Annotated in this window: 16 protein-coding genes and 2 pseudogenes; 7 read left to right on the top strand and 11 right to left on the bottom strand. The window is 65.5% G+C overall.

The features are described 5' to 3' along the window. Nucleotides 1-260: 260 nt before the first annotated feature. Entirely contained in the window at nt 261-2,549 is a 2,289-nt protein-coding gene (locus QNO11_RS13785) for an alpha-L-rhamnosidase (protein ID WP_257507691.1), read from the top strand. Between the two features lie 62 nt (nt 2,550-2,611). Continuing rightward, entirely contained in the window at nt 2,612-3,646 is a 1,035-nt protein-coding gene (locus QNO11_RS13790) for a LacI family DNA-binding transcriptional regulator (RefSeq protein WP_257507690.1), read from the top strand. Nucleotides 3,647-3,682: 36 nt separating this feature from the next. On the opposite strand, the gene QNO11_RS13795 is transcribed toward QNO11_RS13790, so the two are convergent. The 9 genes and pseudogenes from QNO11_RS13795 to QNO11_RS13830 all read right to left on the bottom strand — a co-directional run bounded on the left by QNO11_RS13795 (nt 3,683) and on the right by QNO11_RS13830 (nt 15,865). Beyond that, nucleotides 3,683-5,701 (bottom strand): hypothetical protein, encoded by a 2,019-nt coding sequence (locus QNO11_RS13795; protein WP_257507689.1) that lies wholly within the window; start codon nt 5,699-5,701, stop codon nt 3,683-3,685. 37 nt (nt 5,702-5,738) lie between these two features. Further along, nucleotides 5,739-6,815: a family 43 glycosylhydrolase gene (locus tag QNO11_RS13800; protein ID WP_257507688.1), complete on the bottom strand. Its 1,077-nt coding sequence runs from the start codon at nt 6,813-6,815 to the stop codon at nt 5,739-5,741. Nucleotides 6,816-6,915: 100 nt separating this feature from the next. Beyond that, a complete protein-coding gene (locus QNO11_RS13805; protein ID WP_257507687.1) occupies nt 6,916-9,291 on the bottom strand; it encodes a hypothetical protein in 2,376 nt (791 codons plus the stop codon). An 80-nt stretch (nt 9,292-9,371) separates the two neighbouring features. Beyond that, the gene (locus tag QNO11_RS13810; RefSeq protein WP_257507686.1) at nt 9,372-10,595 is read right to left on the bottom strand and encodes an MFS transporter; all 1,224 of its coding nucleotides are present in this window, start codon (nt 10,593-10,595) and stop codon (nt 9,372-9,374) included. A 119-nt stretch (nt 10,596-10,714) separates the two neighbouring features. Next, nucleotides 10,715-11,554 carry an ATP-binding cassette domain-containing protein gene (locus QNO11_RS13815; RefSeq protein ID WP_257507685.1) on the bottom strand — a complete coding sequence of 280 codons (840 nt, stop codon included), beginning with the start codon at nt 11,552-11,554 and terminating at the stop codon, nt 10,715-10,717. Next, nucleotides 11,551-13,356: a dipeptide/oligopeptide/nickel ABC transporter permease/ATP-binding protein gene (locus tag QNO11_RS13820; protein WP_257507684.1), complete on the bottom strand. Its 1,806-nt coding sequence runs from the start codon at nt 13,354-13,356 to the stop codon at nt 11,551-11,553. The genes QNO11_RS13815 and QNO11_RS13820 overlap by 4 nt, the downstream gene beginning before the upstream one ends. Further along, nucleotides 13,353-14,021 carry an ABC transporter permease gene (locus tag QNO11_RS13825; protein ID WP_374113786.1) on the bottom strand — a complete coding sequence of 223 codons (669 nt, stop codon included), beginning with the start codon at nt 14,019-14,021 and terminating at the stop codon, nt 13,353-13,355. The genes QNO11_RS13820 and QNO11_RS13825 overlap by 4 nt, the downstream gene beginning before the upstream one ends. Beyond that, nucleotides 14,004-14,354: pseudogene (locus tag QNO11_RS16315) on the bottom strand (hypothetical protein); the annotation flags it as partial. The gene QNO11_RS13825 and the pseudogene QNO11_RS16315, both read right to left, overlap by 18 nt. Beyond that, a complete protein-coding gene (locus QNO11_RS13830; RefSeq protein WP_257507682.1) occupies nt 14,342-15,865 on the bottom strand; it encodes an ABC transporter substrate-binding protein in 1,524 nt (507 codons plus the stop codon). The gene QNO11_RS13830 and the pseudogene QNO11_RS16315, both read right to left, overlap by 13 nt. 237 nt (nt 15,866-16,102) lie before the next feature. On the opposite strand from QNO11_RS13830, the gene QNO11_RS13835 reads away from it, so the two are divergent. After that, complete coding sequence (locus QNO11_RS13835; RefSeq protein WP_285169391.1) at nt 16,103-17,050, top strand: LacI family DNA-binding transcriptional regulator; 948 nt, start codon at nt 16,103-16,105, stop codon at nt 17,048-17,050. Nucleotides 17,051-17,068: 18 nt separating this feature from the next. Here QNO11_RS13835 and QNO11_RS13840 read toward each other — a convergent pair whose 3' ends face one another. Beyond that, nucleotides 17,069-19,507 (bottom strand): glycoside hydrolase family 2 TIM barrel-domain containing protein, encoded by a 2,439-nt coding sequence (locus QNO11_RS13840; protein WP_257507680.1) that lies wholly within the window; start codon nt 19,505-19,507, stop codon nt 17,069-17,071. Nucleotides 19,508-20,094: 587 nt separating this feature from the next. Between QNO11_RS13840 and QNO11_RS13845 the strand changes: the two are divergent. Then, nucleotides 20,095-20,724, top strand: a pseudogene (locus tag QNO11_RS13845) (HAD-IC family P-type ATPase); the annotation flags it as partial. A 154-nt stretch (nt 20,725-20,878) separates the two neighbouring features. Continuing rightward, nucleotides 20,879-21,604 (top strand): EI24 domain-containing protein, encoded by a 726-nt coding sequence (locus tag QNO11_RS13850; protein ID WP_285169393.1) that lies wholly within the window; start codon nt 20,879-20,881, stop codon nt 21,602-21,604. A 130-nt stretch (nt 21,605-21,734) separates the two neighbouring features. Here QNO11_RS13850 and QNO11_RS13855 read toward each other — a convergent pair whose 3' ends face one another. Further along, complete coding sequence (locus QNO11_RS13855; protein WP_257507678.1) at nt 21,735-22,349, bottom strand: TetR/AcrR family transcriptional regulator; 615 nt, start codon at nt 22,347-22,349, stop codon at nt 21,735-21,737. Between the two features lie 97 nt (nt 22,350-22,446). Between QNO11_RS13855 and QNO11_RS13860 the strand changes: the two genes are divergently transcribed. Both QNO11_RS13860 and QNO11_RS13865 read left to right on the top strand, forming a co-directional pair. Beyond that, nucleotides 22,447-23,070 carry an NAD(P)-dependent oxidoreductase gene (locus tag QNO11_RS13860; RefSeq protein ID WP_257507677.1) on the top strand — a complete coding sequence of 208 codons (624 nt, stop codon included), beginning with the start codon at nt 22,447-22,449 and terminating at the stop codon, nt 23,068-23,070. An 8-nt stretch (nt 23,071-23,078) separates the two neighbouring features. Continuing rightward, on the top strand, nt 23,079-23,462 hold the full coding sequence (locus QNO11_RS13865; RefSeq protein WP_257507676.1) for a hypothetical protein: 384 nt from the start codon (nt 23,079-23,081) through the stop codon (nt 23,460-23,462). The last annotated feature ends 69 nt before the right edge of the window (nt 23,463-23,531 follow it).

Consider the following 23,531-nt stretch of genomic DNA (forward strand, 5'->3'; position numbering starts at 1 on the left):
GGTCAGCGCGATTGTCAATCAATTTACGTAAATTAAATCTACAATCCGACAGTCGCGCGTAAATCGATTGACACTGCGCCGAAAGAAGCGTTAGCGTGAACCGGCCGTCGGCGTCGACAGGGCTCGACCACAGCCCCGGACGCACCCATGGACACCGACGTTTCAGCCTCTTCCTGCTTCAATTCCATGTTGTCGTTCGAGGCACGCATGACCGACTTGCTGCACAGGATGACTCTCGCCGTCGCCGAGGAGGACCACCAATGATCAACGGCAATGCCCAGTTCATCGCGGCAGACACCGAGCCGGACAGCGCGCCCCTCTTCCGCCGGGACTTCAGCCTCGAAACGGGCCACGGGCAGGTCGAATCCGCGGTTCTGTCGTTGAGCGCGCTCGGGATCTGCGAGGCATGGATAAACGGGGTCCCGGTCTCGGAGGATCTCCTGTCTCCAGGGTGGACGAGCTACGAATGGCGACTCCACTACGTGGACCATGACGTCACTGCGCTCATCGACACCCATTCGACGCTCGGGATCGCCGTGGGCAACGGCTGGTATCGGGGGCGTCTCGGATGGATCGAGACGAAGCGGTACGGCAACGAGATCGCTGCCTACGCCGAACTTCGCATCCGCTTCGCCGACGGGTATGAGCAGGTCGTCGCCACCGACCAGTCATGGCAAGTCGGGCCCAGTGACATCACATCCAACGACCTGTATGACGGGCAGACCGTCGACGCCCGGCGCCGTGACGATAAGTGGACGTCCCCGGGCTTCAGCGACCCCCGGTGGGGCAGCGTGCACGCGGTCGACTATCGTCCCGAACGCTTCGAGCTCGACACGGCCCCGCCTGTTCGAAGAATCGACCAGCTTCTCCCGCAGAAGGTGTGGCTGAGCCCCACTGGCTCGATCCTGATCGACTTCGGTCAGAACATCGTCGGCTTCGTCCGACTGCGGATCGCCGGTCGCAGCGGCGACGTGATCACCGTGCGACACGCCGAAGTCCTGGAAGACGGTGAACTCGCCATGCGCACCCTGCGATCGGCGAAGTGCACCGACCACTTCATCCTCAGCGGAGGGGACGACGTTTTTGAGCCTACATTCACCTTCCATGGCTTCCGCTATGCCGAACTGCGCGGCTGGGACCGCGACCTCGAGGAGGTCGTGGGCGCCGTCACAGCTATCGTGATCTCCTCCGATCTGCAACGCATCGGTCATTTCGAGTGCTCGGTCCCGGACCTCAACCAGCTGCACGACAACGCCATTCGCGGGATGCGCGGGAATTTCGTTGACATCCCCACGGACTGCCCGCAGCGCGACGAACGTCTCGGGTGGACGGGCGACATCGCGACGTTCGCCCCGACCGCCGCCTTCCTGTTCGACGTCAAGGACCTCCTCGCAGACTGGCTCGAGGATCTCCACCTCGAGCAGGACCATCACGATGGCGTCGTGCCGTACATCGTGCCGGACATCCTCAAGTACGCCGTGACGCCTCAGGCTGGAGCCGGGGCCGAGGAGGCTGCTGCCGTGTGGAGCGACGCGGCCGTCTGGGTGCCGTGGGCGCTGTGGGTGGCATACGGTGATCCCCGCGTGCTCGAGGCGTCGTTCGATTCGATGCTCACGCACGGTCGGCGGGTCCACTCACTGCTCTCCCCCACGGGCGTCTGGGACTCCGGCTTCCAGTTCGGGGATTGGCTGGATCCGGACGCGCCGGCAGATCGTCCCGGCGATGCGAAAGCAGACCCTGGCGTCGTCGCGACCGCGTGCGCGTTCCGCACCGCTGACCGCATTCGCGCGGCGGCCGAGATACTGGGGCGCAACGCGGAAGCGGCGGAGTTCGCGGCGATTGCACGCGGGCTTCGGGCTGCCTTCCAGCGCGAGTACATCCACGGCGAGCGGGTCTTCAGCGACAGCACCACGGTGTACTCACTGGCCATCGTGTTCGGTCTTCTGGATTCGCCGCAGACCCGATGGGCAGGTGACCGACTGGCCGCGCTGGTCGCCGCCAGCGGATTCCACATCTCCACAGGGTTCGCGGGGACGCCGTTCATTTGCGATGCGTTGACATCGACCGGCCACGTCACCACCGCTTACCGTCTGCTCCTGCAGCGTGAATGCCCATCCTGGCTGTACCCGGTCAGCATGGGCGCGACGACCATCTGGGAGCGGTGGGACTCGATGCTGCCCGACGGGAGCATCAATCCGGGCGACATGACCAGCTTCAACCACTATGCGCTCGGGGCCGTCGCCGACTGGATGCACCGCGAAATCGGTGGGCTTGCCCCGCTGGACCCGGGGTACCAACGCATCCTCGTTGCCCCCAAGGTCGACGCCGGCATCGACTGGGCCCGCACGTCGCTGCTCACCCCCCACGGGCGCGCGAGCGTCGACTGGTCGCGAGACGACGACATGGTCGACATCAGCATCACCGTGCCCGTGGGGGCATCGGCCATCATGGTGTGGCCGAATGAACCGGATCGAACACTGGGGGCGGGCCAACACTCGCTTCGCGTGCCGGCACCCATCGCTCGTGCCGCCGCGACGTCAATCGGTTGACGACGGCCCACTAGTGTGAGCCTGGTCAGCGGCACAGCTGCCAGGTCTCGACAGGAGCGATGATGAGCCAGTCCGGAACGCCGGCGCGTCGACGGCGCCCATCGCTCGCCGACGTTGCACGGCACGCCGGCGTCTCCGAGGGCGCCGTCTCCAAGGTGATCCGCAACGCGTACGGCGTCAGCCCCGCGATGCAGGAGCGGGTGCAGAAGGCGATCGAGGAACTCAATTACCGCCCCAGAACCGGCGCCCGCGGCATGCGAGGCCAGACCTTCACCATCGCAATCGGGTCTGAGATCCCTCAGATCGGCAATGACTTCTTCACCCAGGTCACCAACGGTGCCGCGCGCAAGCTGGCCGGCAGCGGATACCAACTGGTCATCGCCCCGTCCCTTGACGACGAAGAGGACCTGGGGGTTCTGGATGCACTGGTGGACCGCCAGGTGGACGGCATCATCGCGATCTCCCTGGATGTGAGCGTGACCGCGCTTGACCAGCTAGCAGAGTATGTGCCCGTCGTTCTGCTCGGCCGCCACGACGATCCCCACAACTACGACACGGTCACCAACGACGACGAAGCCGGTGCGACACTCGCTATGGACCACCTCTTCGAGCTGGGCCACGAACGCATCACTCACTTGACGGTGCACCCCACGGAGAGCGCACCCGACTCGCAGCCGCCGCATGCCATCCGTCAAGCGACGTACCAGTTCCAGATGGTTCAGCGGGGCCTCACGCCCCACGTCGTCTACTCCGAGGCCGCCGAGGGCTCTGCATACCTGTCCGCGCGCAGGCTCCTCGAGGACAATGACGCCCTCACGGCGATATTCGCCGGTAACGACACCCTCGCCATCGGAGCGTTGCGCGCCGTGACAGAGCGCGGACTCACCGCCGGAGACGTGTCGGTCGTCGGTTACGACAACATCGAGCTTGCTAGCCATCCTCTGGTGTCCCTGACTACTGTGGACCAGTTCGGCATCCAGACAGGCGAGACGGCGGTGGAGCTCCTGATGGAGCGCATCAACCAGACGCGCACCGAGCCGCGACACGTTCAGCTGCATCCGCAGCTCGTTGTGAGGAAGTCGTCCGCTCGCATCTAGCGAGGGATCTGAGCGCAATCACCGCCAGTTCGGGGATCAGTCCTCAACGGTCAGTCGGGCGCGAGCGATATTGTGGACTCGGCCAGCTGCCGTTCCCGAGTCCGTCGTGCTCTGGGACGTAACCCGGGCGCTCACGAAGTACGTGCCCGGTCGATCGAATGTGCACTCCTGGGCCATCTCGAGGTGACGGGTAGGTTCGATTTCGATCGGCGCCGAGAAACTTCCGCTTCCGGTGAGGTCGAGCGCCAAGGACACGAGAGGCAGTCCGCCAGCAGGCGTGTCCGCGCTGATGTCGGCGCGCACAATTTGCCCGACCCGGACCCGCGCCGACCGCATTCCGTCAATCGACAGCGACACGACGGGCTGAATGCCCGCTCGCTCGCCTACGGCGCCGGGCACCGAGACCTGACCGCAATTGACGGTATAGTTCGTCGACGCGGCGGGCCCGATACCGCGTTCAACCCACGCCGCCAGCTGCCGCAACGCTGTGTGCAGCGCCCCGATGTACGAGACGGTGTGCGTCTGATCCGGCGGTGCGTCCGCGTCGCCGTGAGTCGCGTTGTCGATGTACCAGAGTCGGAAGCGGTGATCTGCACTGCCACCGGCGTTCTCATTCACCCGCTGCCGGTACCAGTCGGCCTGCCAGGGGAACGCTTCCCGGTCGAGCATGCAGGACACGACGATCATCTTGTCCGACACCTTGCCGGACGGAACACTCCCCGCGGCGGCCGCTGCGAACATCGGTCCAAGCAGCATCGCACGCTGCGGATGCACGGGCTCACCCTGCCCGTCACGGTACATGTCGTAGACAGGGTATTCGGGGCCGGGCACCTGGTGCCGGTGATAGGTCTGCGCTGCGAGGAAGTTGGAGTTGTCCAGGGTTATGCCGTCCCCCGCCCGCAGCGAACCGACAACCTCAGGCGACTGTCCTGGTTCGAGAAGCACCCGCTGCCCTTCTACGGACATCACCCGCAGAACTTGACCGGCGGCGAGACCACTGCGCACATGCAGTTCGGCGCCGAGGATCCAGCCCGCCGGCGCCTCGCTCAAAACGACCCAACTCGCCCCCGACTGACTGCTCGCCCCCGCATGCTGAAAGGACTCGTCGACGCCGCCCGATGTGGCGTCCCTCGCCGCGTCTGCGTCGACCACCGAGTCGATCGTGGCCGAATGCACGACACGATCCCGATGCACGGACGAGTCCGGGTCCGCACCGAGATACCCCGGCACGGCCCAGAAGTCCGTCGCATACGCCGGATCGGCAGCCATAATGCCCGGATAGAGGGCACTGAATCCATGCATCCCCATTGTGCGCCAGCCGAACCACGAGCGCGGCGGAAACCCCATCTTGGTGACCTCATCGAAAGCGTCCTGCTCCTCGTCGGTCAGCACGAGGTGTCCGGGGTCTCCATCCACGTCGTGGGCATCCGCGATTCGGTCCAAGGAATTGCGCAGAACTCGTTGCGCGTGCATCCGCACCGCGAAGACGTTCGGCGCCGCCATGGGGCTCCCGATGACATATGGAACGTAGCCATCCCAGACCCCCGTCGTGTTCTCCGCAGCTCCGATGGTGCGGTAGCCGCCGCCGCTCCCTCCGTAGAGATATCCGTAGGCGCGGTGCTCGCCGTAGAGCGCGGCGGCAACGGCGCGGGAGAACCGGGCGGCGGCGGCGTTCGCGCGGTATGCGCCAATGGTCGGATCCACCCCGGATAGCGGGTTGGCGGCGTCCGGGCCGCCGCCGTTCGTCTCTACGAAGTACGCGCCGCTGGCCAAGGTGAATGTGAGCTTGTCCTCTTCCCCCTCGGCACGCTGCGCCAGGTTCTCGCTCTGCGGAACCGGTGTCACGTGCTGGAAGAACCGCCCCTCGTAGGCATTCGGGGAGGGGAAGTAGAACGAGAAGCGGGTGTCGCTCGAATCGAACCCGCCGTGCACGTAGCGATGCGCAACCGGGGACTCGCGCTGCTCATCGATGTCGACCCACGCTCGGCCGAATGCGTCATCGACATCAGCGTCCCACGACTTATGCACCAGCTTCGCATCGGGTTCGGCACCCATCTCGCACTCCTTCTTCGCATTCACGCAGTGGCCGGCGTCAATCGAAATCATCGACGCGCCACTCGTCCAGCCACTGGATGTATGGGCGGTCCCCATCGAACTGGATCGGCAGCCAGACGTAGTCCGCGATCGCGGTGTTCTCCCCCGACCCCGCCGCCATGGCGGCGGCGAACACGCCCGGGGCCACGTCGGTCGACTTCGGAGCCTCGCCGCGCATGCGCGCAGCGACCGAGTCGTAGACGTTGGGCATGCCGACCGGGAGTTGGGGCAGCCAGCGATCGGCGAGCGCGATGTAGAGGTCCTGTTTCTGAGGATGCTTGAAGACGGAGCTGATCTGGGACCGGAATGACGTGGCCTCCTCGTCATCGCGATGCGTCAGCCCCAGCACGTCGAACGGGCCGTGGTAATCGGGGCCGGCGGCGACCTCGGTGAAATTCGGGAAGTACCCGGTGCTGCCGGAGGTGAGCAGATAGTGGATGCCGTTGCGCTCGAAATGGGCGGGCGCCTCTCGAGTGAAAGGGGGTCCAGGGTGACGGAAGTGCGACGAGAATTCGCCGCTCACGTCCGTATAGTCCTCTGAGAGTTCCGCACAGATGAGCTCGGTGTGGACCTTCTCGAAGTAGTAGTAGGCCCTCCCAGTCGCCGAATCCACGACCAGGTCGAAATCACCGGCGCTCATCCCCAACGGCTCCAGGCCGGTGCGGACGATGTCGTATGGCCCGAGCAGAGAGTCAGCCACGAGCACCGTGGACGCTTGCGTGTCATGCGAGCCCTCGCCCATGACTTTGAGCCAGCAAACGTATTTGCCGGTTGCACGGTTGTAGATGATGTGCGGACGATCCATCTTCTGTGCCGGATGCAACGGTGAAGATTCATCATCGATGACCGGCGGAATGATGAGACCGCGATCTTCCCAGTTGACGAGGTCGATTGACGTGTACGCCCTCACTCCCCAATGCCAGATACCACTGCCGGGGGTGGTGCGCTCTTTGTTCTCCCCGTACCACGTGAAGATCCCGTCCTCATGGAAGATCGACCCGCCGTGCGCCTGGATTCGCTTTCCGTCACTGTCCAGCCAGACGTGACCCGGGCGAATGGTGTCGTCGGTGCTCATGCTCGTGCTCCTTCACAGGGAATGTTGATCGTGCTGCTCTCGACCTGATCAGGTGCGGTCGACGCGCCCCACAAGGACGCCTGCGGACACACCACCGCCGTCACTCTCCCTCCGTGCCAGCCGGAGTGGGGGATTCCTGTGCCGCCTGCACCAGGGCGTCGATGGCCTCCTGCGAGACCCGCCCCCGACTGAGCGCCACGAGCTGCCGGAGGGGTACTCCCCTGAGCGGGGTGAGACTCTCCGCCGAGGTCCCGGTTTGCGCGAGGAAGTTCCGGAGGAGTTCTCCCCCGCGGGCGTGCTCGAGCCAGCCTCCGATGGTGGCCTCGGCGGTCAGGTGAACCGGCGCCGTCGCGGCTGCATCCGCGACGGGAGGCTTCTGGGGCACCCGCTGCGAATCGAAGGCACACCCCTCGGGGAATCGTTCGAATCCTTCGGCCCGCCAGGCCCATCCCTCAGGCGCCGGATGGCTCTGCACCAACAGGGCAACGGCGAGGAGGAGGCCACCGTTACCTGGAAGGTACAACGGCAGGATCCCGCGCATCTGCGGGTTATGGCCGACCACGGTGTAGCCGTTCTTCTGCTCGTCCCGTAGCAGCGCATCGATCGCGAGTGCAGGGTCTCCGAGCCGCGTCGCCGTCATCGCCATCACGGGGAAGTCCCAACCCCACGCGGTCGGCCAGTCCCAGGTCTCCCACACGTCCCCGAGGGTCGCTTTCATGAGTTCCGGGTCGATGATCGGCGTGGGCGGTAGGACCCCGAGCGCCATCAAGAGCGAGGGGTGGTCGTCACGGCGAAGCGGCTCGTCGGTCGCAACCGCCGTATAGCGCCCATCGACCGCGCACGGGCTGGCCAAGCCGTCTTGAACCGCCTGCCATCGGGCGTCGCGCTCGACGCCGGCGCGCTCACGCCAGGTCTGGGCGATGTCGAGACCCCACCACCAGTACGCAAGCTCGAACGTCGGATCCACGGTTTTCCGCGCATCGTAGAACTCCTGGGCGGGCATGATCGGCGGTCCGAGGTGGAACACGCCGTCCCGCTCGACCGCGAACGCCGCCATGAAGGTGGCCGTGGCGTCAACGAGGTCGCCGTACGTGGCGACGAGGTATTCACGATGCTCGGGGCTGCTCGCCTGCCAGACCAGTTCGAGCAGGTGCAGGATGTGAGGCTGCTGCCATACCAAGAGAGCGCCGATGTCGCTGGGGCTTTCGCGCCCATCCGGCCCAGTTTGCTTCGGCCAGCGCGCGCCAGGATAGCCCTGCATCGCGGCCGTCGCTCGGGCTTCATCGACAACCGTGAGGTACCACTCGAGACTACGTTCGAGGAGTTCTGGACGACCCCACACCGCGAAGTGCGCCGCGTGCCAGAGGTGCATCTCCAGATGGAACTTGCCTTGCCAGCTGTTCGTGACGAGGCCAGTTTCCTGGGGCGGCAGGTGTCCCGCACTGTGCACACGTGTCAGGTATTGGGAAAGCACGACCCGGCGCTCAAATTCGTGCGCGCGCGGGTCGGCGCTCGCCGAAAGATCCAGCGCTGCGCCGCTCATCCAGAACGCCTCCCCTGCGTCCGCGGACGCGCGCGCGACCTCGGGGAACGACGGCAGGAGTCCGCTGGGCGCAGCTCCGAATCGAACGACGAGGTCGATGTGGGGCCGATCGACCGCGACGACGAACTCATGAGCGACCGCTGTCTCGATCAGAATTCCATCGGTCGCCGAGACTTCGACGACGTAGGCGAAGTCGTCCACCCGGCGGTAAATGATGTCGCCGTCGAGGGTCGATGTGTGGCGGTCATGCGCGTCCCAGTCATCCGTCTGGAAGAACCCGTCGCTTGCATACGGGAATCGCAAGACGACGCGTGCCCGACCGTCCATAAGGAGACGTGACGTGATTCGAAAGGCCACGACAGAGTCATCGGGAGACGCGACAGTCTGCACATGAACGGCTTCACCGTCGAAGCTGAACGCACTGGAGATCATCCCGGTCCACAGGTCCAGCGACTGATCGACGTCAGCCAGTGCCGCCGGATCGTCTTCCACAGCATCCCCGGGTGTATGACGGAGTTCGAGGCCCACCCGTCCGAGGTCCATTCGCTGCGGGTTGGCATTGAGCCACGCTCCGGCTTTGAACTCGTCCGCTACATTGCCGGACATCGCGCCCATCATGTCGTGTTTGTCGAGGTAGCGAACGGGCCCGCGCGTGGTGTCGTACGTCGTCATCGCGTCCTCTATCGTGTAGCCCTCGGGATTCGGCATCTCGTGCCACCCCCAGTTGCTCATCGTGGCGGTGTTGACCGCGACCGCGCCGGCCGCCATGGCTCGACGCGCATCGTGGAAGTCTGCGAAGGTCTGCATGCCGGTGATGTCGGCGTTGTAGCCGAAATCACCGTTGCCGACGGTCAACACGTGCTCGGGATGCGGCTGGCGCACCGTGACTCGGTGACGCGCGGCGAGCGCGGCCCTGTCGATTCGCTCGGACATACGGTCTCCTGGTCGTTCGGTCAGAGTGCAGTTCTCCGGCGGTGCTCCGGTTGCCGACGTCGATATGTGATCCATAACATTCAGCGGACGGCTCTCACCCGCCACACGACGACGATCCCGCCGGCCAGCACGAGCATGCCTGCCAGGAGATAGAGAGCGGTGAAGTTGCTTGCGCCGGCAGCTCCGGTGGCCAGGAGCAAGGGCGCGAAGAGGGGCGCAACCGCCTGCGGGATCTTTTGAGAGAACGCCGTGATGCCCATGAAACGTCCGGCCTGCGTCTCACGGTGCGGCAGCACGTCCAGCACCATCGCCTGGTTGATGGCAAGGAAGACAGCGATCCCGAGTGATGAGAGCACCCCTCCGAGGATGAGCGCAGGAAGGCTGTACGCGAACGCCGAGACACCCGCTCCGGTGGCGAAGAGCAGGACCGACGCAAGGATGAACGGCCGCCGGCGCCCGAACCGGTCCGAGATCCAGCCGCTGGCGATCGCCCCTGTCGCCGAGACCGCTGTGCCCACGCCAGACATCAATGCCACCACGCCGCCGATTTCCTGTACCGGCAGCTGCATCCGGTCGGCAAAGAAGAACGTCCCGTAGGTGGATGTGAAGGTAATGCCGGCGAAGAACAGGAATCGACCCAACCAGTTCCAGGCGAAGTCGGGGTGTTCGCGAGGATGGAACCCATAACTGCGGAACAGCCGTCTGGCAGTCAGCCGGTGCTCGAAGCGCAACCGTCGGGAGTCGTCGTCCCTGACGAACACCACGAACGCCACTACGAGGGGGATTCCAACGAAAGCCGGCATCCACATCGCCAGCCCGATATCCCCGGCGAACGGGCCGACGAGCAGCACTCCGGTGACGGGCGCGACCTGACTCACAACCCCGGTGAATGCTCCCACCTTGCCTCGCTGCGATACGGCGAGTCTGTCCGCCTGGATGTTGCCGATCGAGCCGAGCGCCGTCCCCCAGCCCAGATTGGCGAGAATCCAGCCTACGCCGAGCGTGAGGACGTCCGGCGACGAGGCCATCACTGCGATCGCGACGGTTCCCAGGATGAGGCCGATGACGGTGAACGGTCGCCGTCTACCCCAGCGACTTCTGGTTCGGTCGCTCAGAATGCCTGTCAGCGGGGCACTGATGAGGCTGAAGACAGAGCCCGCGCCGATGATGTATCCGAGTACCGCTTCATTGCCAGGCTCTAACAAGTCCAGTTGTAGGGCGAGCGTGAAGACCATGGGCACGAGGTAGGCCAGTGCTGCGCCGAGCGTCCCCGCCAGCAGCAGCGCGACCTCTGCGCGGGACATGCCCGGCGTCTCCGCGGCGGGGCGTTCCGAAGGGGCAGCTACGTCGACAAGCGGTCCGAGCGCGACCGAGTGCACAGACAGAGCGTCGCCGAAGGACTCCGCGCCCTGACTGCGATCCATCACCGAGCCGCAGCCAGCGCTGCCTTGAGCGCCCAGCGTGCCTCACGGCGCGCGCGCTGCCTGTCGGGGTCAGATGTCGGTGCGGCGAGTAGCAGCGTGCGCGTGTACTCGTCGATCGGGTTCGACGTCACCTGAGCGGTCGACCCGGTCTCGACGAGCTCGCCGCGGTACATCACGGCAACGCGGTGGCTGATGTGCCGAACGACCGACAAGTCGTGTGTGATGAACAGGTAGGCGACCCCGGTCTCACGTTGGAGCTCGATGAACAGGTCCATCACACGCGCCTGCGTCGTCAGATCCAGCGCGCTGACCGGCTCGTCGCACACGATGAGGCGCGGCTTCAACGCGAGAGCGCGCGCGATCGCAACACGCTGACGCTGGCCACCACTGAACTCCCGTGGGTACCTCTGGGCGGAGTTGGACGGCATCCCCACGCGATCGAGCAGCGTCATGACGCGCATCCGCGCTTCCCGACCTTCCAGCCCCTGGGCGATGAGCGGCTCGGCAAGGATGTCCGCGATCTGCAACGCGGGATTCAGGCTCGTGTATGGATCTTGGAAGACGACCTGGATGTCACGGGCCAGAGGGCGCCTTCGCTTGCTCGGAAGGTGGGTGATGTCACGGCCGTCGAAGCGAATGGACCCTCCTGTCGGGCTCGCCAGGCCCAGGACCGCTCGACCCAAAGTCGTCTTTCCCGACCCGGACTCGCCCACCAGCCCTAGCGTCTCGCCCGGCGCGATGTTGAGCGAAACCCCCTTGAGAATCTCTGGAGATCGCCGGCGAAATCCCTTGCCCGGGTAGCTGAGAGTCAGATCCTCGACCTCCAGCAATGCACTCATTTCCGTCCCTCTCCTGCTGCGGCAGTCACCGGGAGGTCCTCCCGCACCACGTCCTCGTCGAGGATGGCGCCAACGAGTTCCTGCGTGTATCGCTGCTTCGGCGACTGGAAGATCTCCCTCACCGGACCCTCCTCCACAAGTTCGCCGTCGCGCATGACGACCACGCGGTCCGCGAGGTCGGCGATGACGCCGAAGTTGTGCGTCACCAGAAGCACGCCCATTCCCAACTCCCCCTGCAGTTCGCGCAGCAAATCGAGGATCTCTGCCTGCACCGTGACGTCCAGTGCGGTCGTCGGCTCGTCCGCGATGAGCAGCTTCGGCCGTGAGACGACGGCTCCGGCGATGAGAACGCGCTGTGCCATCCCTCCTGAGATCTGATGGGGGTAGGACGCGAAGGTGCGCCGCGGGTCGGGGATCCCTACCCGTTCGAGCAGGGCGAGGATGGAGTCCTTGGCTTCCTTGCGGGACATGCTCTTGGTGAGCCCCTCCATCAGCTGCGAGCCGACAGTGAAGCTCGGGTCGAGATTCGCCATCGGTTCTTGGGGAATGTACGAGATGACACCTCCGCGTAGTTTGCGCAGCTCGCCCGGCGACTTGCCCAGCAGCGAGTCACCGGCAAGCGTCAGCTCATCCGCCGTGATCCGCGCTTCCTTGGGCAGCAGCCCGAGGATCGAGAATGCCGTCTGCGTCTTGCCCGAACCCGATTCACCCACGACTCCGACGATTTCGCCGGGGTTCACATCCAGCGACACGCCACGAACGACCTCCCTATAGTTGCCGTCGGGCATCGGGTACTGGACGCGAAGATTGCGGACGCTCAGCAATCCTCCGCGCATCGTCTCTGCCGCCGCGTCCGGGTCTGCAGCAGGCTCCGGCACCGCCGCCGCCAAGCTTCGCTTCTTCTTCACGGTCGATTGCGGACCTGCCAACACGTCGCGGTAGGCGTTTCCGAGCAAGATCAGCCCTCCATTGAGGAGAGCGAGAAACAGCGCCGGCCACACCAGCTGGATCGGCTGGGAGTAGATGTTGATGAACGCGTCATTGGTCATCGACCCGAAGCTCGGCGTCTGCGTGGACCCGAAGCCGAGGAACGCGAGTCCTGCCTGAACGCCGATGGCGGAGCTCGCGAGGAAGGATGCCGAGATGATGACCGGCCCGCGGACGATGTAGAAAACGTGCCGGGAGAGGATCCGCCAATTCGACAGGCCCGACACTCGGGCGGCATCCACGTACAGCTCGTTGCGGACCCCCTCGACGAGGTTTCGAACGAGTCTGAAGATGCCCGGAGCAAGGAACAGCCCGAAGATGAACATCATTCCCTGGTAACTGCTCCCCATGACGGGGTAGAGCACCATCACCAGGATCAGGGCGGGGAAGGTCATCAGGAGATTGAAGACCCAGGAGGCGATGGCGTCAGTGCGCTTGCCGACGTATCCGGCGATGAGGCCGAAGACAGAGCCCACGGCGACTCCGACTCCGGCGCCGATCAGCGCCGAAATGACTGAGACATTGATGGATGTCAGGACCCTCGCCCAAATGTCGCGACCGTACTGGTCACCACCCAGCGGCCAGCCCGGTGTGCCCGGAGCGGCATTGATATGGTCCAGCGACGCATACATGGGGTCGTGGGTGCTCAGGAGCGGCTCGAACAGACCTAGAAGCACGATGGCAAGGAGGACGACCAAGCTGCCCAGGCCCAGCGGTTTGCGCAGCAGACGCCGGAAAGCACCTGCTCGCTTCCTCGTCGTCAGATCGGGGATCTCATTGGCGACGATCGAGTCTGCGGGATCGTAGACGGTCATGAAGCCCTCACCTTCGGGTTGAGCCATCCGTTCGCCAAGTCGACGAGGAGGTTCACGATGACGACCAGCCCGACACTGAACAGAGACACCCCGAGCATGGCCGGGAGATCTCCCTGGATGGTGGCTAGGTAGCCATAGGTACCGAAACCAGGAAGTGCAAAGATCTTCTCGACGAACAGCGACGCACCGAACATCGAAATGAACATGAGCGAGAACGTTGTCAGTCCCGGGCCGGCCGCGTTGCGCAGCGTGTGCTTGAGAAGAATGGACATCTCGGAGACCCCGCGGCTGCGGAGCGATCGCACATATTCGCGGTTCAGTTCATCTATCATCGAACCGCGAATTTGTGCCGCAAGGGAGGCGATACCTCCGATGGAGAGCACCACCGCCGGCAAGATCACCGAGGCGAACCAACCACCGAAGGATTCCTCCATCGGCACGAACCCGATGGCCGGCACCCATCGCAACACAATGGCGAACAGATAAACCAGCACGATCCCGAGCACGATGGCGGGGAACACATAGGAGAACGTCGCGATGCCCTGCAACACGTTGTCCAACCACCCGCCACGGGCGGCCGATGCGACTCCGAGGACGACACTGACGATGAGCGTGATGATGCACGCGAGCGCGACGATCGACAGCGTGATCGGAAGCCGGTTCACAAGCGAATCCGCCACGGGTTCGCTCGTGAAGTAGGACGTACCCAGGTCCCCACGGAAGACGCCTCCGAGCCAGGAGAAATACTGCTCGAAGATGGGGCGGTCGAGGCCGAGCCGGGTGTTAAGGGTCTCTACCTGCTCCGGCGTCGCAGCAGGGCCGAGGATATTCAGCGCAACCGGGATGCCCGCGCCGAAGGTCAGGAAGAAGGTGATGGCGGTGACGATGAAGATCAGGACAAGTCCCGAACCCAGCCGCCTGAGGATAAACGAGATCACTATGGCTCCTCGGCGGGGTGGGGGCGACGCCCCCACCCCGCATTCGATTACTCGGCCGGCGCGAAGGGCAGGACGTTCTGGTTGGCGACGACGGGAGGCGTGTAGTCGATGTCATTCGACACCACGTACAGCGGGGTGATGTAGACCATCGGCGCGAACCATGCCTGCTCGACGAGGTACTCGTTCACAGCGCCGAACGCCGCTTCATCCCCGGAGGCGTTGGCTTCAGCGAGAAGCGCCTCCAACTCGTCGGTCGTCGAGCCGAAGGGGTTGAACACTCCCGCGAGCGACGCGTTCGCATCGCCCGCATCCGAGCCGCTGAAGCCGTTGAACATGAAGAACATGCCGTAGCTGCCGCCTAGCACCTTGGCGTAGAAGTCCTGGAAAGGCACCGACTCCCAAGTGACCGTAATGCCGATGTCGGCCAGGGCCTGCCCGATGGCTGATTCGAACTGCGTGCTCATCACCGTGCTGGGCATGGTCACCGCAAAGCCGTCGGGGTATCCGGCCTCGGTTAGCAGGTTCTTGGCTTCCTCGACGTCGAGGTCATAGGTGGCGGTGAGGTCCTCGTGGAACGCGGCACCGCTGGGGCTGAACACCTGCGCGGTCGGGTGCAGATATCCCGACCCGAGTCCGGTTGCGATTGCCTCCCGGTCGAAGGCGAGGTTGATCGCCTGACGGACCCGTGCGTCTGCGAGAGCGGGCACAACCACGCCTTCGCGGTCAACGAGCCACAGGGCGCCGAGCGTTCCGGGGAGGCTGACGCCGGTCGTGAACTGGTCGGCGGGGAACTGGGCGAACTGGTCTTTATTGCTGAGACCGGTCACGTGGAGCTGGCCGGCCTTCATGGCGTTCTGCGCAGCCGTCGAGTCCGCGATGACCTGCATCTCTACGGTGCTGAACGGATAGGACTCGGCATCGTAGAAGTCCTCGTTCTTCTCGAGGATGTACGTGGCGCCTGCCGTCGACTCGTCGCTCAGCGTGTAGGCGCCTGATCCGACCGGCTCGAGCTGGGAACTCTCGGCGGTGAGGACCTCCGGGGCGCCGATGGCGCCGGATACACCGCTCAAGATCGGGATCAGCGAAGCGTCCGGTCGCGCCAGTGAGATGACCACCGTGGACTCATCGGTGGCCTCGATGTCGGTGACCGACGCGAGGTTCGCGGCAGTCGAGGCGCCCGCGCGAGCTACGTCGAGCGCAGCTACGACGGCCTGCGCATCGAGCACCTCACCGTTAGTGAATTCGACGCCGTCACGGATGGTCAAAGTGAGCTGCGTGGAGTCGTCGTTGTACTCCCATTCCTCCGCAATGCCGCCGGAGAGCGAACCGTCGAGGTTACGGTGGAACACGGTGTCGTACACCGACAGGAACAGGGTCGCGTCGCCACCTGACCATGCGCCGATGGAGAAGTTGGAGGGAGGTGCGCTGAGCGCCAGACGCAATGTGCGGTCTTCTTGAGGTGCCTCTTCGGCATCCTCACCGCTCTCCCCCGCCGAGCATCCCGCCAATACCACTGCGGCGGCCGCCGCCAGCGCTAGCCCGGCGACTCGCAGACTCTTCGCACGTGTCATTATTTGGACTCCCTTGTCAGTGATTCGCGTTCCCGGCGGTTTTTCACGTCGCGAGACTCAGCGATAGTGTCACGTGAGACTCACGCGTGACTCCACCCTAGGGCACACGTGTTACTGAGTCCATAGCCGGGAGTGAGACGACATAACTTTTTGATCACCACCGCAACGGATACTGCATGGCAGGATGTACACATGTTCGCGACTGAGGGTCGGGCCCGACCGGCCACGAGCACCGACGTGGCACGCCGCGCTGGCGTTTCCCGGTCAACGGTCAGCAACATCCTCAACGGAAATGACGCGCGTTTTCCGGAGCAGACCCGGCAGAAGGTCCTCGACGCTGCCCGCGAGCTGGAGTATCAGCCCTCCGTCGCTGGTCGGTCGCTCGTGAGCGGCCGCAGCGACACCATCGTCGTTCTCGTCGCCAACGCCGGCTTCGCCGCCCACTTCCAAGACGCTGTAGAACGCGTGATGGCCAACACTCGGCAGATTGGCGGGAACGTCGTCATTCGGGTCGCTGGGGAGAGCCCTAGGGCGACCTCGCAGGCGGTTGCCGTCTTGCGGCCGCTGGCAGTAGTGGATCTCGGGGTACTCACGCCCGACGACCGGGTATGGCTGGAGGATCGCGGGACCGTCATCGTCCCGTCGCTGGTTTCGGGTCGCTCGAGCACGCGACTCGACGGTGGAATCTCCGATCTCCAGGCATCCGCACTCCTACACCACAAGCCGAAGGCTCTGTGGTTCGCGGTCCCCGCGACCTACGAACGCGACCCATACGTGCCCAGTCGACTTGAGGCGTTGCGCCGAGTAGCTCGCACCGCCGGACTCCCCGAGTCGTCGCTCATAGCCGTCGACCTCACTGTCGAAAGCGGCATCGCCGCCATGCGAACCGTCCTCTCGGGGCCGACCCCCGCCGGTATCGCTGCTTACAACGACGATGTCGCCCTGGCAATGCTCGCCGCTGCCCGAGAACTCAGCGTCGCCGTGCCCAAGACGATCGCCGTCGTTGGGGTCGACAACTCCCCCGTCGGCCAGATGTGGTCACCACGTCTCACCACCGTGGACACCGATCTCGTCGGCATGGTCGACGCCATCGCGATCGAACTGCGGATTTTGCTGGGCGAGTCGGAGTTGGAGATGCCGACCACTCGCACGCACTTCTCGCTCGTGCGTGGCGAAACAGCGTAAGTGCTCCGCCTTCGCTGGTCAGGTCACAGAAACCACGGTCGACATCGGGCTGAGCCCTTCGGCAGATGCTGTGACGCGCACTTCACCCCTCCCGGTCGTCCGGATGATCGCCAGCGCGCGCCCATCGTAGGTCGTGTGCTCGCTGTCCACCAAAGACTCTCTCGTGGTGTGCAGCCCGCTCGCGAAGCCCTGGAGCACAGCTGGACCCTCCACGGTGATCGTGACAAGTCGGTCCGCGGTGTTGTGCACCACGCCCGCGTCGTCTTCGAGAAGCACCTGCAGGTACACCACGTCGCCGACGCGAGGCTCGACGTCCTCGGCACGAACCGCCAAGCGCACGCCTGACCCGGCAGTCGCAAGAAAGGTGCGCCCCGTCTCGCGCCCGCCTGAGTATGCGACAGCCTCCAAGAGGCCTGGCCGGTATTCGACGTCGAACTCGACACGGAAAGCGCGGGTCGCGCCGACCGCGGTGCGACCAAGCGAAGCCCCTTCGAGGAGCAGCTCGACCTCATCACCGTCGCTGTACACCTCCACCTGGGTGCGTCGACCCTCAGAGCCCGTCCACGACCAACTCGAAACCGTATCGCTCCAGGACCACGGCGTCGCCGACGCGATCTCCTGCCCGTATCGCTCCGGACGCTGCACGGCGATGTACGGGGTGCGGCGCAACCCGAACACGATCTCGCGGTAGTACGAGACCGGCCTGCGAAACCCCGTGATGTCCAGGTCACCTGTGAATGCAGTCAGGCCCGGAAAATCCGTGGCGAATGTCGAGCGCAGCTCGGTGTCGGGCTCTTTGTACCGAAGCACCCCTGCGCCCGCTTCACCCAGATAGTCGAAGCCTGTCCACGTGAAGTCGCCCAGGACGTGGGCGTTGTTGCGCACGAGTTGCCAGTTGACGTCGATGTCGCCCGGCCACGTCTCCGTACCCACGATCACTCGATCGGGGAAGAGCTCGCGATCCATCTCGTACCGCGCAACCCCGTAGTTCATCCCCGCGACGTCCAGGACCGAGAACGACTCCTCGGTGCGCGACGTGACTGGGGGCGATGCCTGGATTTGGGCCATCATCGCGCCGATGGCACCCATCATCGCGTTGACGCCACCGTCGCCCGGCGCGACCTGGGGAGCCCGATGCTTGCGGCCCTCGAGGATCATGTCCAGCACCGCGACGAACCCGTTAATCCCGTTCGTGACCAGACGAGTGGGGTCCAGCTCACGAACCTTCTCCGCAAGGCGCCTCCCCCACAGTGCTCCGAAACGGTCGCCGGCCTCCGGAATCTCGTTTCCGATCGAGTAGAAGATGACAGAAGGATGGTTGAAGTCCTTCGCCACGAGCGCAGCAACGTCCCGCTCCCACCACTGCGGGAATTCGAACGAGTAGTCGAATGCCGACTTCGCCTGGGTCCACATGTCGAAGGTCTCATCCATGACCAGCATGCCCAGTCGGTCGCACGCATCCAGAAGCGCCGAGCTGGCAGGGTTGTGCGCGCTGCGTATGGCGTTGAAGCCTGCCTCTTTGAGAAGGCGGATCTTTCGCTCCTCGGCCGCAGGAAACGCGGCCGAGCCCAGCGCCCCATTATCGTGATGGATGCAGGCTCCGCGAAGTTTTACTGTCGTTCCATTGATGCGAAGTCCGCGGACCGCGTCGACCTGCAGCGTACGGATCCCGAACGCAGTCTCAGCTTCGTCGACGGTGCTCGCAACGCGGACTTCCACTTTGGCGGTGTACAGCGAAGGGCTGTCGACGTTCCACCTCGAGGGGTTCGCAACAAGCATCCGATGGCGCACCATCTCGGTCCCCTGTGGCAGCAGGGTGGCCGGCGACTCGGTCTGGGCGACTTGGACGCCGTCGGGCCCGAGCAACAGGGTCCGCACTCGAGCGGTCGCCGTGGTCGGAAGCACGCTTCCCACCGTCGTCGCCACTTCGATCGTCGCCCACTCTTCGTCCACATCGACTGTGGTGACGCGCAGTCCGTCGATGGCGGCATGGACGGGCTCTTTCACGATGAGATGGACATCACGGTAGATGCCAGCACCCGTGTACCACCGCGAATCGAGATGGGTGCGACAGTCCACACGGATCTCGTTGTCCGCACCGAAGTTCACGAACGGGTCGATGCGAACGGCGAAGCGCGAATACCCGAAGGCATCCTGCCCCGCGAGTGCCCCGTTGACGTACACGTTGGCGTCACGGTACACACCGTCGAATTCGAGCGCGATCAGCTTGCCGCTGTCGCTTTCCGGTATGTGCAGGGTACGGCGGTATTCGAAGGCGCCGCCGTGAAAGTAACCCGTTGTCTCACCTCGCGGAGCATCGGCCGATCGCGCCGTGCTGATGACGGCATCGTGCGGTAGCACGACGTCGACCCAATCAGCACCGTCCGTCCCGCCGATCTCTTGAAACGCTGTGGCCTTCGGGCGGTATGCCCAGCCGTCGTTGAACATGGTGCGCATCAGTGGGTAGCCCCCTGGGTGAGTGATTGAAGGTAGAGCGCGGCGTGAAGGCTCTGCTCAGGGTCCCCACTGAGGCTTTCCTCGCTGACGAAAGTGCCCGTGACCCGCGTAACGCCCGTACCCATGAACTCCTCTGTTCCTGCTCACTGTGGACGGCTTGTCCAGCCGCCGTGTCCGCCCATGATCGAGATTCCCGGTGAACGAACCGCGGGAGGTGGAGTGACACGTGTTACCGTCGATAACACCATACGGCAGTAACGCGTGTCAACGCGCCGTACTCATCATCGACCCGCGCACTCGTGGCGACGGCGGCATCTGACCAGCTGCGGCGCTGGGGCCTAACACCAGCTCCCCCGCCGGCAGGCTCGGGTCACATGCGCGAGTTCCCGGGGGAATGGCCTTCTTAGGCGGCGGATTCGCATTCTGGCGTCGACGCCCGGGGCTCATGGCCCTGGGCCTGGTCCCCGCGGTGATCGTCGGCGCGCTGTTCCTGGCGGGGCTGATCACGCTGGGCGTCTTCCTGCCCGACCTCACCGAGGCGGTCACCCCGTTCGCCGACGGCTGGCCGGCGCTGGGGCAACCGTCAGTGGCGCACCGAAGGCGCCATCGTCCTCTACGTCGTCGCCGACGGCAGGGTGATCGGCGGCATCGCCCTCGCCGATGGGGTGCGCCCCGAGTCACGGCAGGCCGTCACGGCGCTGCACGAACTCGGCATCGAAGTGGTCATGATCACCGGCGACGCCGAATCGGTGGCCCGCACCGTCGCCGACGACGTGGGCATCGACCAGGTGTTCGCCGGGGTGCGTCCCGAGGACAAGTCGGCGAAGGTCGCCGAGCCGCAGAGCCAGGGCAAGAAGGTCGCGATGGTGGGCGACGGCGTCAACGACGCCCTCGCGCTGGCCCGCGCCGATGTCGGTATCGCGATCGGCGCGGGTACCGACGTGGCTATCGGCTCGGCGGGCGTGATCCTCGCCGGCTCCGACCCCCGCTCCGTGCTGTCGGTCATCGCGCTGTCGCACGCGAGCTACCGCAAGATGACGCAGAACCTGTGGTGGGCCGCCGGCTACAACCTCATCTCGGTGCCACTGGCCGCCGGCATCCTCGCCCCGCTGGGGTTCGTCCTGCCGATGTGGGTCGGCGCGGTACTCATGTCGGCATCCACCGTCGTGGTCGCCCTCAACGCGCAGTCGCTGCGTCGCGTGGAGCTCACCCGTTAGGCGGTGCGCGTGACGGGCGCAGGAAATGTGGCGACCGTAGGACGGATGCCGCAGCGAATGTCCTACGCTCGCACCATCTCCTACGCTCGTGACGCGGCTGAGCGCTGACACCGCGCCGGTAGGCTCGGGTCACATGCGCGAGTTCACCCGGGGAATGGCCTTCTTAGGCGGCGGATTCTCATTCTGGCGTCGACGCCCGGGGCTCATGGCCCTGGGCCTGGTCCCCGCGGTGATCGTCGGCGCGCTGTTCCTGGCGGGACTCATCACCCTGGGCGTCTTCCTGCCCGACCTCACCGAGGCGGTCACCCCGTTCGCCGACGGCTGGCCGGCGCTGTGGGCAACCGTCATCCGCCTCGCCGTCGGTACCGCGATGGTGGGCGCGGCTCTCGTACTCGTCGCCGTGTCGTTCACAGTACTCACCCTGTTCATCGGGGAGCCGTTCTACGACCGCATCTGGAAGGCCGTAGAGGCGGATGCCGGCAGCGCCGGTATCGCCGCCGACTACGGCTTCTGGCGCTCCGTTCGCGACGGGCTCGCCCTCTTCGTGCGCGGCATCGGCGTCGCCCTGCTGGCCGCGGTGGTCGGCCTCGTCCCGGTCGTGGGCGGCATCCTGGGCGCGGTCTGCGGCGTGCTGCTGACCGGTTGGCTGCTCGCCGACGAGCTGGCCACGCGGGCGCTCGCGGCACGCGGCATCGGCGCCGGCGCACGGCGGAAGCTCATGCGAGCGCACCGCGCACGCATGCTGGGCTTCGGCGTCGCCACGCAACTGTGCTTCCTGGTGCCCCTGGGCGCGGTCGCCACCATGCCCGCAGCGGTGGCCGGATCCACCCGGCTGGCGCGGTCGCTGCTGCAGCCGGCCGCGGTCGATCCCGGCCGTTGACGCCGCGACTCAGCGCGCGCGGCGGCGACCGGAACGAGTGCCGCAGCGCCACCTCCCGCAGCTCGCCGACCTGATCCATGCCGGTGAACGTGAACTGGTCGGTGATGGGTGGCGGATGCTGTCCGTTGCCTCAGTCATCAGTGGTCAGCTCCGTTCTCGGTCCAGCGGGAACCAGTGCCGGCAGGACGACTGCGACGAGGCTCCGTGCGAGTTCGCCGCTGTGCTCGATCTGCAGGGCACCGGAGAAGGCGGCGAGGAACGCCTGGTAGAGCGCCGCGCCGGTGAGTGCGGTAGCGATCGCCTCGGCATCCGCGTCACGCGCGATGCGGCCCGCGTCCGCTTCCGCCTCCAGATAGTTACGGACCATGAGGGCAGGCATGTGGGGACCCACACCTCGGGCGTGCATGCTCTCCCGGTGGGCCGTGACCAGGTCGTGGCTGCTGAAGATCGAGGCCGCGATCGGGAAGCTCTGAACGTAGAACGCGAGCAGCTGCTCGACGATGCGTTCCAGATTCCCGGCGACCGAGTCCTTTCCCACCATGTCGCTGGTGATCCGCACGGGAGGCATCCGCTCGCCGAGCACCCGCACGAAGATCTCCTGCTTGTCCGCGAAATGCTTGTACAGCAGCGCCTCCGAGCATCCCGCAGCGCGCGCGATCTCCTTCGTCGTCGTCCGCGCCAGCCCCCGCTCGCGCATGACCCGAGCGGCCGCGTCCAGGATGCGGTCCTGCGTCGGCTCCGTCACCGCTTCCCCCTCCCCCCGCCGACCCTTGACGCACCGGCGCGATGTCGTCAGTATATGGGGTGAGTGAACACTTACCCACCCCGTCGAGAGGACGATCATGATCGCTGTCATCGGCGCCTCCGGGCGCACCGGACGCCTCGTCGCCCACCAGGCGGCGGCGCGTGGCCATCCGGTCACCGCTGTGGTCCGCAACGCCACACGATTCGATCCCTCGGCCGCAGCGAGAGTGGCCGTCGCCGAATCGACGGATGCCGCGCAGCTCGCTCCCGTGATCGCGGGTTGCGACGCGGTGCTCTTCTGCATCGGCCCTGTCCCCGGGGAGTCGACCGTGATCCAGCAGGACAGCATCGCCGCCGCCCTGGAGGCGATGGGGCCGACCGGGGTCCGCCGTATCGTGGCGATCAGTGCCAGCGGCGGGGTCGTCGACGGCGACGATCCGCTCTCCCGGTACGTCGCCAAGCCGATCCTCGCCCGGGTGCTGCGCGACAGCAACGCCGACACTGCCGCCATGGAGGAGCGGCTGCGCGAAAGCGACGCAGCGTGGACGATCCTGCGCCCGCCGCGCCTGACCGACAAGCCCGCCACGGGTCGGTATCGCCAGCGCCGCGACGGCAACGTCCGCTGGCACTACCTGATGCGCCGGTCCCATCTCGCCCAGGCGATGCTCGACGCCCTCCACGACGACTCGAGCATCCACCAGACCATCGCCGTCACCGATTAGGGGACCGCATGAACGCGCTGGAGATCGTCCGTCTCGCCGTACTCGTCGGGCACTTCTTCGGGTTGGCGCTGCTGCTGGGGACGTTCCTGTTCCAGGTGCGCACCCGAAGCTCCCTGACGCTGCGACCGATGCTGGTCGGCGCGATCGTGCAACTGGTGAGCGGCATCGCGCTGATCGCCACTCGAAGACTCCAAGGCCTGCCAGTGGTCGACGAGAAGATGATCGTCAAGTTCGTCGTCGCACTGGCGGTCCTCTCCGCCGTGATCATCGCGGTCGCCGCTCAGCGACGCGGCCGTGCCGCCGGAGCTGGCGATCGGGCGGCACGGCCGTGGTTCTACGCCGCAGGCATCCTCGCCGGCGTCAACGTCGTGATCGCGGCGGTGTGGCAATGACCCCGCGCCACGTTCGGGGTGGCGTTGCGCCGTCCGACCGCGTGTCGCATCTGTCGTGCTGCTCATCCC

Origin of the sequence: Microbacterium sp. zg-B96 (genome assembly GCF_030246865.1) — a bacterium.
Taxonomy (GTDB): Bacteria; Actinomycetota; Actinomycetes; order Actinomycetales; family Microbacteriaceae; genus Microbacterium.

Excerpts from the sequence above, each read along its gene's own strand:
- QNO11_RS13785 (WP_257507691.1), top strand. The coding sequence starts at position 261 with ATGATCAACGGCAATGCCCAGTTCATCGCGGCAGACACCGAGCCGGAC.
- QNO11_RS13790 (WP_257507690.1), top strand. The coding sequence starts at position 2,612 with ATGAGCCAGTCCGGAACGCCGGCGCGTCGACGGCGCCCATCGCTCGCC.
- QNO11_RS13795 (WP_257507689.1), bottom strand. The coding sequence starts at position 5,701 with ATGGGTGCCGAACCCGATGCGAAGCTGGTGCATAAGTCGTGGGACGCT.
- QNO11_RS13800 (WP_257507688.1), bottom strand. The coding sequence starts at position 6,815 with ATGAGCACCGACGACACCATTCGCCCGGGTCACGTCTGGCTGGACAGT.
- QNO11_RS13805 (WP_257507687.1), bottom strand. The coding sequence starts at position 9,291 with ATGTCCGAGCGAATCGACAGGGCCGCGCTCGCCGCGCGTCACCGAGTC.
- QNO11_RS13810 (WP_257507686.1), bottom strand. The coding sequence starts at position 10,595 with ATGTCCCGCGCAGAGGTCGCGCTGCTGCTGGCGGGGACGCTCGGCGCA.
- QNO11_RS13815 (WP_257507685.1), bottom strand. The coding sequence starts at position 11,554 with ATGAGTGCATTGCTGGAGGTCGAGGATCTGACTCTCAGCTACCCGGGC.
- QNO11_RS13820 (WP_257507684.1), bottom strand. The coding sequence starts at position 13,356 with ATGACCGTCTACGATCCCGCAGACTCGATCGTCGCCAATGAGATCCCC.
- QNO11_RS13830 (WP_257507682.1), bottom strand. The coding sequence starts at position 15,865 with ATGACACGTGCGAAGAGTCTGCGAGTCGCCGGGCTAGCGCTGGCGGCG.
- QNO11_RS13840 (WP_257507680.1), bottom strand. The coding sequence starts at position 19,507 with ATGCGCACCATGTTCAACGACGGCTGGGCATACCGCCCGAAGGCCACA.
- QNO11_RS13850 (WP_285169393.1), top strand. The coding sequence starts at position 20,879 with ATGGCCTTCTTAGGCGGCGGATTCTCATTCTGGCGTCGACGCCCGGGG.
- QNO11_RS13860 (WP_257507677.1), top strand. The coding sequence starts at position 22,447 with ATGATCGCTGTCATCGGCGCCTCCGGGCGCACCGGACGCCTCGTCGCC.
- QNO11_RS13865 (WP_257507676.1), top strand. The coding sequence starts at position 23,079 with ATGAACGCGCTGGAGATCGTCCGTCTCGCCGTACTCGTCGGGCACTTC.